Origin of the sequence: Streptomyces sp. NPDC050549, assembly GCF_040655035.1 — a bacterium.
In the GTDB taxonomy this organism is placed as follows: domain Bacteria; phylum Actinomycetota; class Actinomycetes; order Streptomycetales; family Streptomycetaceae; genus Streptomyces.
In genome coordinates this window covers 34754-45424 of the sequence record NZ_JBFAJD010000055.1, presented here as the reverse complement: position 1 = coordinate 45424, position 10671 = coordinate 34754, and the positions used below count along the sequence as shown (strand labels likewise).

At 73.2% G+C, this 10671-nt stretch carries 8 protein-coding genes; 3 read left to right on the top strand and 5 right to left on the bottom strand.

The window, feature by feature from the left end; all coding sequences use genetic code 11:
• Positions 1 to 110 precede the first annotated feature (110 nt).
• The 3 genes from AB0I51_RS43765 to AB0I51_RS43755 form a co-directional block, all read right to left on the bottom strand.
• Positions 111 to 290: a hypothetical protein gene (locus AB0I51_RS43765; RefSeq protein WP_362984340.1), complete on the bottom strand. Its 180-nt coding sequence runs from the start codon at positions 288 to 290 to the stop codon at positions 111 to 113.
• 66 nt (positions 291 to 356) lie between these two features.
• Positions 357 to 698 carry a hypothetical protein gene (locus tag AB0I51_RS43760; RefSeq protein ID WP_362984338.1) on the bottom strand — a complete coding sequence of 114 codons (342 nt, stop codon included), beginning with the start codon at positions 696 to 698 and terminating at the stop codon, positions 357 to 359.
• A gap of 35 nt (positions 699 to 733) precedes the next feature.
• Complete coding sequence (locus tag AB0I51_RS43755; protein ID WP_362984336.1) at positions 734 to 2089, bottom strand: NAD(P)/FAD-dependent oxidoreductase; 1356 nt, start codon at positions 2087 to 2089, stop codon at positions 734 to 736.
• Positions 2090 to 2235: 146 nt separating this feature from the next.
• Here AB0I51_RS43755 and AB0I51_RS43750 point away from each other — a divergent pair, with 146 nt between their 5' ends.
• From AB0I51_RS43750 to AB0I51_RS43740, 3 genes are all read left to right on the top strand, one after another.
• Positions 2236 to 2397: a hypothetical protein gene (locus AB0I51_RS43750; protein WP_026178601.1), complete on the top strand. Its 162-nt coding sequence runs from the start codon at positions 2236 to 2238 to the stop codon at positions 2395 to 2397.
• A 151-nt stretch (positions 2398 to 2548) separates the two neighbouring features.
• Entirely contained in the window at positions 2549 to 3229 is a 681-nt protein-coding gene (locus AB0I51_RS43745) for an ABC transporter ATP-binding protein (protein WP_362984333.1), read from the top strand.
• A 131-nt stretch (positions 3230 to 3360) separates the two neighbouring features.
• Entirely contained in the window at positions 3361 to 4311 is a 951-nt protein-coding gene (locus AB0I51_RS43740) for an ABC transporter ATP-binding protein (RefSeq protein WP_362984349.1), read from the top strand.
• 7 nt (positions 4312 to 4318) lie between these two features.
• Here AB0I51_RS43740 and AB0I51_RS43735 read toward each other — a convergent pair whose 3' ends face one another.
• Both AB0I51_RS43735 and AB0I51_RS43730 read right to left on the bottom strand, forming a co-directional pair.
• Positions 4319 to 7177, bottom strand: a complete 2859-nt coding sequence (locus AB0I51_RS43735) for a hypothetical protein (protein WP_362984331.1) — start codon at positions 7175 to 7177, stop codon at positions 4319 to 4321.
• Positions 7174 to 10446, bottom strand: coding sequence for an ABC transporter permease (locus AB0I51_RS43730; RefSeq protein WP_362984328.1), 3273 nt, complete (start codon positions 10444 to 10446; stop codon positions 7174 to 7176). The genes AB0I51_RS43735 and AB0I51_RS43730 overlap by 4 nt, the downstream gene beginning before the upstream one ends.
• Between the last annotated feature and the right edge of the window lie 225 nt (positions 10447 to 10671).

The window sequence follows — 10671 nt, the reverse complement described above, 5'->3', positions numbered from 1 at the left end:
TCATCGGCCCGCACGTACAGTGCAGTTGCGAGGGTGTCTATCTCGGTCGTCACACACTGAGAATGGGCACCCTCGCTCCGTCCGCGCAGCTACCCTTTGGAATCAATCATCTAGGCGGCGCGCTCTGCGGGAGTCAGTCTCTCCAGCATCAGCAGCAACGCCAGTTCCACCGCCTCCGCGCGCTCGACGCCGACCCCGCGATCGGCGAAGAGCCGCCTGCGGTGGCGTACGAAGAGGGCGACTGCCTCGTCGAGGTCGTCGGTCGGGGTGGGTGACGGTTCGACATACATGATCCAGTGGGCTCCGTCACTCCGCTCCACGGACGCGCACCGGCGTTCCCGGGCGACGCTCGGCGGTCAGCGTGACGAGCCGAGGATCACCACGACGCAGGCGCTCATCCCCATGGTGACCAGGACCATGGCGACGAGTGTTCCCCGCAGCCACTGCCGGATCCGGGCCTGGTGCCGCGCTTCCGCCGCGGCGACCTGTTCGGCGATGTGGTCGGTCACCATGCGAGCGACGTGCCGCTGCTCGTCGACGTACCACTTCCCGATGTCCCGCCGCTGCTCTGGAGTGAGCCCCTCCACTCGCGCGGTGAGGTCCGCCACGCGGAGGTACACCGCCCCCATATGAGCCTCCCGGTACAGGAAGCCCTCGATGTCGCTCAGGCCACGAGCGGCCTCCTCACGTGCGGTCATGGCGCACCCCCGGTGGAAACGAGAACCCCGCGCGGTCATGCCGTGCTCCCTTCCTTCGTACGGCCGACACCCTGGCCCTGCGCGCGCCCGCCCGTGACGGAGGCGTCCCGGGGGTGCTGCACGGACGCGAGGGACACGAGGTCCCGGCCCGTCAGCGCCGCGGTGAGCCAGACCGCCAGGACGCGGATCTTCCGCTCCCAACTGGGCACCGCCAGCACGTGATAGCCCCGGTGCATCAACCATGCCGGGAATCCCTTGATGACGATGCCCTTGTACTGGAAGATTCCGCGCCCAAGCCCCAACGTCGCCACCACGCCGAGGCTGCTGTGGCGGTAGTTGCGGACGCGCCTGCCGCGCAGGTCGGCCACGAGGTTCCGGGCGAGGAGCCGGCCCTGCCGTACGGCGTGCTGGGCGTTGGGCACCGTGCGCGTCCCCGGCACCGGCGAGGCCAGGTCGGGAACGGACGCGTCGTCGCCGGCCGCCCACACGTCGGGCACCGGTTCGCCGTCCGTGCCCACGCGCAGATCGGCGCGGACCAGCAGCAGACCCCGTTCGTCGACCGGCAGGTCCGTGTGGTTGTGCACGACCGGGTTCGAGGCGTTGCCCGCGGTCCAGACGATCAGCGTGGAGTCGTACTCCTCCCCGTCGGAGAGGACGACGTGGCCGCCCTCGGCGGACAGCACCTGTGTGTCGAGGTGGACATGCGCGCCCCGGCGTTCCAGATGGCGTACCACCCACGCACCGGGTCCGTCGCCCACCTCGGGCAGGATGCGGCTCCGGGCCTCGACCAGGTGGAAGGACAGGTCGTCGGTGGTGAGTTCCGGATAGGACCTGAGCATCGCGGTCGCCAGCGAGAGCAGTTCACCGAAGCCCTCGACGCCGGAGAACCCGCCGCCCACGAACGTGACGGTGAGCAGCTTTCGCCGCTCGGGGCCGGGCGGCAGCGACGCGGCCTGGTCGAACGCCGTCATCAGCCGGTCCCGGATCGCCACGGCCTCCTCGACGTGCTTGAGACCGATGGCCTGCCGCGCGAGTCCGGGGATGGGGATGGTGCGGGTCACGGCTCCGGCGGTGACCACGAGGATGTCGTAGCGCAGCTCGTAGGCGGCTCCTTGCACCGGGCGGGCGGTCACCGTACGGTCCGCGGCGCAGATCCCGGTCACGGTCCCCGCGATCAGCCGGGTACCGCTCAGATGCCGCCGCAGTGAGACGACGGCGTGCCGCGCCTCCACCGAACCGGCCGCCACCTCCGGCAGGAAGGGCTGATAGGTCATGTACGGGCGCGGGTCGACGACCGTGACCCGGGCCTCGCCCGGACGCAGCTTCTTCCGCAGGCCCCATGCGGTGTAGAAGCCCGCGTAGCCGCCGCCGACGATCAGGATCTCTCGCATGATTCCCTCTGCTTCGTTGTCCGTCACCACATAGACCGCGTGGGCCGCGCAGATGTGACACGCAAGGTGCTCACGGACACCGTGCGGGGAATCCGTGGGCGTGAACGAGGAATGGGCGGGCAGACGGAGGTTCGGAGGTTGAAACTATGATTCCGCTGCTTCTTGTTCTTCTGCTGGCCCTGATTCTCTTCGGTGCGGGTTTCGCGCTGAAGATTCTCTGGTGGGTCGCGATCATCGTGCTGGTGCTGTGGCTCGTCGGTTTTGTGGCCCGTCCGAAGGGCGGGAGCGGCCGTTGGTACCGCTGGTAGCACTGTTATTCGGCGCGAGGAAATAATTCCCGTGTAACCGACGGGGAAAAGGGGACCGGCGGTATTGTCCGCCGGTCCCCTTCCGCGCGGCATCGCCTGTCGGCTCCGGCGTACCCTACGGTGCGGATGTCGGCAGGGCGGGGGGAAAAACATGGGCGACATGGTGGTGGTCGAGGACCTGCGGCGTACCTACGGCAGCGGTGGCACCGCCGTGCACGCGCTGCGCGGTGTCTCCTTCAGCGTGCCGCGCGGTGAACTCGTCGCCCTCAGAGGCCGATCGGGCTCCGGTAAGACCACCGTGCTCAACCTGGTCGGCGGTCTCGACACTCCCGACGGCGGCCGGATCACCCTGGACGGCACCGACCTGGCAGGCCTCGGTGAGGACGACCTGCTGGCGCTGCGCCGGGACCGTATCGGCTTCGTCTTCCAGTCCTTCGGGCTCATCCCGATTCTGACCGCGGCCGAGAACGTCGGGGTCCCGTTGCAGCTGCGGAAGGTTCCGGCCCGCGAGCGCGAGGCCCGCGTCGGCCTTCTGCTTTCCCTGGTCGGGCTCTCCGGCCATGCCGACCAGCGTCCCGGCGAACTGTCCGGCGGCCAGCAGCAGCGCGTCGCCATCGCCCGCGCGCTGGCCAACAACCCGGCCCTGATCATCGCCGACGAACCCACCGGCCAACTCGACGCGGACACCGGGCTCACCGTGATGGACCTGCTGCGTGCCGTCGTCCGCAGCGAGTCCGTCACCGCGCTCGTCGCCACCCACGACACCCAACTCCTCGCGCTGGCCGACCGCGTACTCGAACTCCGCGACGGCCGCATCGTCGAGGACGCCTGACCGCACCCGCCGCCGCGCACTCCATGCGCCGTTCCGCATTAGCCTGGCCGCTGTCCCACCGCTTCAGTGCCAGACCTCAACTCCCGGGAGTCCGCGTGGCAGTTCATCAACAGCCCACCGGGGCAGCGGACTTGGACGAGCTGCGGCGGCGGGCCACCGCGGCTGCCGCCCCGCGACGTGAGGAGGGGCTGGTCGTCTGCGAGAACCTGGTGCGGATCTACCAGACCGAGGGCGTCGAAGTGCAGGCCCTCCAAGGGCTCGACCTGGCCGTGGCCGAGGGCGAGATGATCGCGGTGATCGGTGCCTCCGGCTCCGGCAAGTCCACTCTGCTGGGCATACTCTCCGGCCAGGACGTGCCGACCGCTGGTGCCGCCGAGGTCGCCGGACACGACCTGCTGGCCATGAAGCGCCGCGACCGCCTCAACTACCGCCGTACGACTGTGGGGTTCGTCTGGCAGCAGACCTCCCGCAATCTGCTGCCCTACCTCTCGGCGGCCGAGAACGTGATGCTTCCGATGACGTACACCGGGGTCAGGCGTTCCCAACGGCGGGCCCGTGCCGAGGAGTTGCTCGACCTGCTGTCCGTCGGCCACTGCCGGGACCGCACCCCCGACACCCTCTCCGGCGGTGAGCAGCAGCGGGTCGCCGTGGCCGTGGCGAACGCCAACGAGCCCCGGGTGCTGTTCGCCGACGAACCCACCGGCGAACTCGACACCGCCACCAGCGACGAGGTCTTCGCCGCACTGCGCCGGGCCAACGAGGACCTGGGCGTCACCGTGATCGTGGTCACCCACGACGCGCTGGTGTCCGAGCAGGTCCAGCGCACCGTACTGATCCGCAACGGCCGCACCTCCACCGAGGTACTGCGCCGGGTCGCCACCGGCGAGGACGGCGTCGACGTGCTCACCGCCGAGGAGTACGCGGTCCTGGACGCCAGTGGGCGGCTGCAGTTGCCGGGCGAGTTCACCGAACGCCTGCACATGCGCAAGCGGGTGCGGCTGGCCCTGGAGAGCGACCACATCGGCGTTTGGCCGGACGAGGCCGCCCGCCGGGCGAAGTCCGAGGCCGAGGACGCGAATTAGCGGGCGTTCACGTGAGGCGCAGTACCGCCCCCAACCGGCGTCGCCGGGCGAGGACCGTCTCGGTGGCCGCCGCCGTCAGGATCAGCGCGGTCACGCCCGCGACGAGGGCGAGGGTCAGTGAGTAGTCGGTCCGCAGCGCCGGCTGGGCGGGGCCGCCGGTGAACTGCCGTAGGTCCAACGTCCCCGCCATGAGCAGTGGTTCGAGCAGTCCGAGCAGTGTGCCGCCCGCCGCCGAGGCCACCGCCAGCGGCAGCAGTTGCAGGAAGTGCAGTGCCCCGGCCTCCTTGCCGCCGAGTCCGAGCGTGCGCAGGAACGAGGTGGTGCGGCTGCGCTCGTCGGAGGTGAGGGTGAGTTCAAGGGCGAGCGCGAGCAGGCCCGTCAGCGCGGCGAGGAGCGAGGTGACGGTGTAGATCGTGCCGAGCCCTTGTGTCAGGCCGTCCGCACGCAGGGTGTCCAGCGTCTCGGAACGGACGCGGATCCGGGCCAGGGGCCCGAGCGCCCCGGCCGCCGCCGACCGCAGTGCGGCGGGCCCGGTGTCGGCGGGAGTGTCGCCCTTGAGGAGCAACACGGTGCTTCCCGAGGGCTGTTGGGGCAGCAGGCGGTCGGCGTCGGCGGTGGTGATCAGCAGGGGCGTCCCGGCGGGGAGCTGCGCCGTGACCGGCCCGAGGAGCGGGTCGTCGAGCTGCGCGGCGGTGAGCGTGCCGACCGGCTCGAGGGCCAGGTCCACCGGAGGCCGGCCCGGGGTCACGACCGTGGTGGTGAAGCCGCCGGTGTGCTCCCTCGCCCGGAGACCGGGGGAGAGGAAGGACGGCAGCGGGGTGCTCGCGCCGGCCCGGGTCCCAAGCCCGGACAGCAGGGCTTCGGCCAGCGGTGACTTCGGGGCGACGGCGGCCAGTTGGCGCGGATCCACGGTGACCACGGCGACCTGGGGGATCGCCGCGCCGTCGGCCTGTCCCGCCAGGTCTAGGAGGCGCAGCCGCTGGACGGCGGTCCGTATTCCGGTGGTGGCGGCCCCAGGCGCCGCGGTGCCGGTGGAGGCTGCGGTCCCGGCCACGGTCGCGCTCGCGTCGGCGCCGGTGGTCCAGGCCGCCCCCGTGGTCAGACCCTCGTCGATCGTACGGTGCACAAGGCCCCCGAAAACGGCCGTCCCCAGCGTCAGGACCAGGACGAAGAGCGCCAGGCCGGTCGCCGGGGCGTCGTGGGCGGCCCGGGCCGCTCCGACGAAGCCCACCGTTCCCCGGCCGCGCCGGGCCTGCCGCAGTACCAGGCGCAGGACGAGCGGACAGATCCGCAGCAGGAGCAGTACGACGGCCAGCGCCACCAGCACCGGCACCGCGCCCAGGATCCCGTCGGGGCCCTGCGAGCGCAGCGCGACCACCCCGGCCGCCGCCGTGAGCAGCACCGTCAGCTCCAGGACCAGGCGTCGGCCGACCACGGTCCTCCGGCGCGAGCGGCGGAGTCGGCCGGGCCTGCGCGGTTCGCGGACCGCGAGCCAGGTCATCAGCGGCACCGTCAGCGCCACCACGGCGGTGGCGAGGGCGGCGGGCACCGGTCGCGGCGATCCGGAGGTGCCGGTGGGGGCGAGGAACCATCCGATCGCCCAGCCGAGCAGGGCGGCGGTCAGCACCACCGGCCAGGCCACGGCGCAGCGCAGCAGTACCAGCCGCGCGGTGGACGCGCCCCGCGCGCGCTGCAACCGCAGGTGCGCCCGCCTTCGGCGCAGCAGCAGCCGTACCGCTACGGCGGTGGTGGCCAGCGCGACCGCGGCCAGCGCGTCGACGGCGAACGTCGCGAGCGAGCGGGCCTGTTGGTCCTGTGCGGTGAACGCGGCGAGCATCGGCGTCAGGAAGTCGGTCAGCAGCAGCGGCCCGGTGGTCTGGCCGCCGACCTGGCAGGCGGTGTCGCCGGTGATCGAGTCGACTCCCTGGCACAGGGTGGCACTGAGGTCCGCGCTGTAGTGGGACAGCGGTCCGGTCAGGGCACGGGCCCGGTCGAGCGCCGCTCCGGACAGGTCGGCGCGCAACTGCCAGGTCACTCGCGGGCCGCCCACTCCGGCGCCGGCCAGCAGGTCGGCCGCGTCGAGGCCGACGAGACCGCGGACGGCGAGCACGCTCCCCGCGGAACGCTCCGCCGGGTGGCGCGACGGCTGGTCGAGGTTCTCCCGGCCGGTCCAGAAACCGTCGGTCGCGGCCGTGGTGCGGTAGACCCCGCTCACCAGCAACTGCGCCTGGGGCGGGGCGTTCTGCACCCCGGCCGCCTTGGCGAACTCGAGCGTCAGCCGACTGCCGGCCCGGACGCCCAACGCCCGCGCGGTGGCTTGCGACAACCCGACCTGGGGCGCAGTGGCCGGTGGTGTGCGGTCGGCGGGCGCGTGGCCGCTCACGTAGCGCAGATGGGCCCGAGCGGACGGCAGATAGCCGACCGTCAGTTGGGTGCTGGTGTTCGCCGCTCCGGGCGGTCGCGGGGAGAGCAGGGACGCCTGGTCGTAGTCGTAGCTGCCGCCGCCGGTGAAGGCCACGTGCCGGGCGGCTCCGCCGCCGAGCTGCTGGGTGAGGGCGCGGCCGGCGCCGAGCAGGGTGGCCATGTCCACGGCGGGCGGCTGGGTGTTGAAGACCTCCGGTGTGGTGCTCAGGCTGATCAGGGGAGCCTGGGACTGCGCGGCGTCGACCCGCTGCCGTAGCGCACGGTCCTCCTGGCCGCCCGCGAAGGCGGGGGCCCAGGCGCACAGCGCCGTCAGCGCCAGGACCAGCGCGGCGAGGCAGGCCAGCAGGGGCAGGTCGCCCCGGCTCTCCCTGCGGATCAGGTTGCGCGTCACCGCCGCGCCCACTGGGCGCGTCATCGTCTCGTGTCCGGTCGTACGGCTCAACGGTCCTCCCCCGCTCGCAGCACACGCACCAGGTCCACCCGGGACAGCAGTCGGGCCAGTGCCAGTACGACCGCGCTGATGGTGAGCGCGGTCCCCAGCGCGGTCAGTGCCACGGTGCCCCAGGGGATGACCTGCGGGAGCGGCGGATAGGGGGTCCGTCCGCTGTCGTCCACGGTGACCAGGGGCAGCACCACCGCTGCCAGGGCCATGCCCAGCAACGCCCCCGGGACCACCGCGAACAGCGCCAGACCCAGCTGCTCGGCGCCCAGCAGCGCGGACAGGCTCTTGGCACGGACTCCGATCGCCCGCAGCAGGGCGAACTCCTTGCGCCGCTGCCGGGCGGAGACCACCGCGTGCACGGTGAAGGCGACGACCGCGAAACCGGGGGCCAGATACCGGACCAGCTCCAGCGTCCGGCGCAGCCCGGCGCGGAACGGGTCGGCCTGGAGGGACGCGGTGGTGCGCGCCGTGGTGGTGACCCGGCCCAGCGCGGGCTGCGCCTCCACGGCGGCGGCCGTACGCGCGCTGTCGGTGCTGCCGAGCCACCAGAACGCGGGATCCTCCTGGTCCACGCCGGCCTGTGTCATCGCGGTGGCGAGTTGCCGCTGATCGGCGATCAGATGCCCTTGACCGCGGCCCAGTCCGGGCAGCGAGTCGACCTCGCCCACGATCCGGGCGGTGATCCGGCCCTCGCCCAGGTCCAGGGTGGTGGTGCCGCCCACGCTCAGCCGTGCCTCGCGCAGTGTCGTGGCGTCGGCGCGCACCGGAAGCGGCGCCGGACCGCCCGCCGGACCCGCGACCAGCCGCACCTGGCTGCCGGCCTGAGTGTCGTAGTCGCTGTCGGACAGACCGCCGAAGGCGTCCGAGGTCGCCGGGGAGGGCCGGATACCGGTGCTGACGGTGGTGCGCAGTACCTCGGAACGACGGGGGGCGATCGAGCACACCCCGGGGGTGCCGGGTTGGTAGCTGTCGGTCAACCGCCCTTTGCAGGCGCCCTCGGTGGAGTCGGCGGCGTGGGCCGTGCCGTCGGCCCAGGCCTGCTCGCCGGGGAGCCGGGAGACCCACCTGTCCGTGGTGTCGCGCGCGCCGACCCGGATCAGTTCCAGGTCCAGGCGCGCGGGACGCGTGTCGGGCTGAGGCAGGACGTTGACGGCGGTCACCGTCAGCGGATACGCCCGGGGGTGGCCGCCGCTCAGCGCCACGCCGAGGGGGACCGCGACGGTGTGTACGGCGCCGTCGGCGGTGGGCAGCCGGGTGGTCACGGCGCTGACGAGGCCGGACGCGTCCTGCACGGTCAGCTCCAGGCTCGGCGCCGCTCGGTTGCCGTCGCTGCGCAGCCGCTCGTCCAGCAGCAGCGCGGTCGGACGCCCGGGGAGCGGTATCCCGAAGACGACCGGTGCCGGGGTGCGGGGAGCGGGCCCGCCGACCGTGCCGACCAGGTCCTCGGTGGCGCCGCCGGGCAGGTTCACCGTGGACCGCGTCACCGGGGCCACGCCGGTCACCGCCGGCAGCGTGCGATAGGCGGTGCCCAGGACGGAGGAGGGGTAGCCGTCGTCCGCCGACGGGGTGATCCGCACGTCCGCGCCGACGGTGAACGCGGCCTGCTCCGACGCCAGACCGCCCAGACAGGCCAGCGCGGTGGTGGCGAAGGCGCTCACCGACATGGCCAGGCACATCAGCACCACCGGCCCCGCGTTGCGCGCGGCCCGCCGGCCCAACTGCCAGCCGGCCAACGGGAGTACGAGACCGCGGCCGCGCCGCCCGAACACGTCCAGCAGCAGCGAGGTCAGCGGCAGCAGCCGCAGCAGCAGGAGTGCGGCGGCGCCGGCCACCAGGGTCGGCACCAGGACCAGCACCGGGTCCACGGAGGCGCTGCCGGTGCCCACGTCGGCGATCAGCGAGTGGTGCCGCCGTAACTCCAGATAACCCAGGGCCGCGACGGCCGGCAGGGCCAGGTCGGCGCCCAGCCGCTGTGCGGCGGCGGCCCGTGCGCCTCGGGCCGGCCGCGACCGTGCCGACGGGAGCACGGGCAGCAGGACCGCCGCCGCGTGCACCAGCAGGGTCACCCCTACGGCCGCCCACGCGTCGGTGCCCCGCCTGCCGGGGTGCAGCAGCCCCGCGAGGAAGGGGGCGGCGACGACGGCCGGGACACCGGTGAGCGCCCACTCGGCCGCCGCGCCGCGCAGCAGCCGGGGGGTGCCGGCGCCTCTGGCCCGCTGGAGCGCCAGTTCCTCGCGCCGGCGCACGGTCAGCTCGCGGGCGGCCAGCACCAGGGTGGCCAGCGCGAGGACCGCAAGCAGCACGCTCGGCAGGTACAGCGAGGACCGGGCCGCCACCGTCGGCACCGTCAAGTCGTCGATCGCGCCCGGCAGTCCGGAGGCCACCGTCACATCGGCCAGCGACGGCCGTCGACCGCCGAACACCGACACGCGGCTCTGACTGCCGGAGAAGGCGCGCAGCCGGTCGCGCAGTCCGGCGAGGCCGTCCGCGTCGAGCCGGGAGAGGTCGGGCTGCACACTCCAGTGGGCCGTCAGATGCCCGTTCAGGACGGCGCTGCCGTTGAGAGCGGACGGCGAGACCACCAGCAGGTCCTGGTCGGCGGTCTCTCCCTGGGCCAGATCGCCGGCCATCGCGGGCCAGAACCCGACGGCACCCGTCGCCCGGAAGACGCCGGTGATCCGCAGGGTCATGGCGCGGTTGAACGCGTCCTGCACGCGGAGACCGGAGCCGGGCCCGATGCCCAGGCGTTTCGCCAGCGCGTCCGGCACCGCCGTGTCGACCGGGGCGGTGGACCCGGTGGAGACCCTGACCTCGGGCAGCGAGGTGAACGCGCTGGCCGGGGCGTCGGCGGCACCGGCCGGCCAGCGTCCGGCGACCAACCGCCCGAACCCGCCCCCGTCCTGCACCGCGACCGGATGCAGTCCGGCGCCTCCGGGGGTGCGCGGTGGGCCCGCGACCCCGTCGATGCCCGTCACCGAGACCGGCGAGGTGCCCTGCAGCCCCACATAGGTCCGCTGCGGCACCCCGGCGAACACCCGGTCGGCGGCGGCCCGCACATCGCGGTCGGCCGCGGCCATTCCTCCGGCCCGGAAGGACGCGTTGACGTTCACCTGCGCGTCGAGGTCGGCGGCCAGCCGTCGTACGGCACCGGCCTGCACCGAACTGCCCGCCAGCGCCGCGAGGGCGGCCAGTGCCGTGGCGCACAGCAGCACGGTCACCGCGACGGCGGCCAGCACCAGTCCGTGCTGTGCGGCCCGCCTGGCGACCACGGGAAGCCGGCGCCGGGCCGGACGCGGAGCGCGCGGGCCGCGCCGCGGCGAAGACCTGACGGCCGTGGCGAACACATGAACCCCCGCAGAATCGAACATGTGACGTACGGCGCGCCACAGTCCTACCAGGCACGCTTCGGGCGACGCAAGAAACGCCGATCGTCGACGTCCGCGAACCGACCTTGCGGATGGCCTCGGTTGAAGCGCGGGAGCGGTGCCGCTACC

Coding starts and splice junctions, on each gene's coding strand:
- AB0I51_RS43765 (WP_362984340.1), bottom strand. CDS start 290: ATGTATGTCGAACCGTCACCCACCCCGACCGACGACCTCGACGAGGCA.
- AB0I51_RS43760 (WP_362984338.1), bottom strand. CDS start 698: ATGACCGCACGTGAGGAGGCCGCTCGTGGCCTGAGCGACATCGAGGGC.
- AB0I51_RS43755 (WP_362984336.1), bottom strand. CDS start 2,089: ATGCGAGAGATCCTGATCGTCGGCGGCGGCTACGCGGGCTTCTACACC.
- AB0I51_RS43750 (WP_026178601.1), top strand. CDS start 2,236: ATGATTCCGCTGCTTCTTGTTCTTCTGCTGGCCCTGATTCTCTTCGGT.
- AB0I51_RS43745 (WP_362984333.1), top strand. CDS start 2,549: ATGGGCGACATGGTGGTGGTCGAGGACCTGCGGCGTACCTACGGCAGC.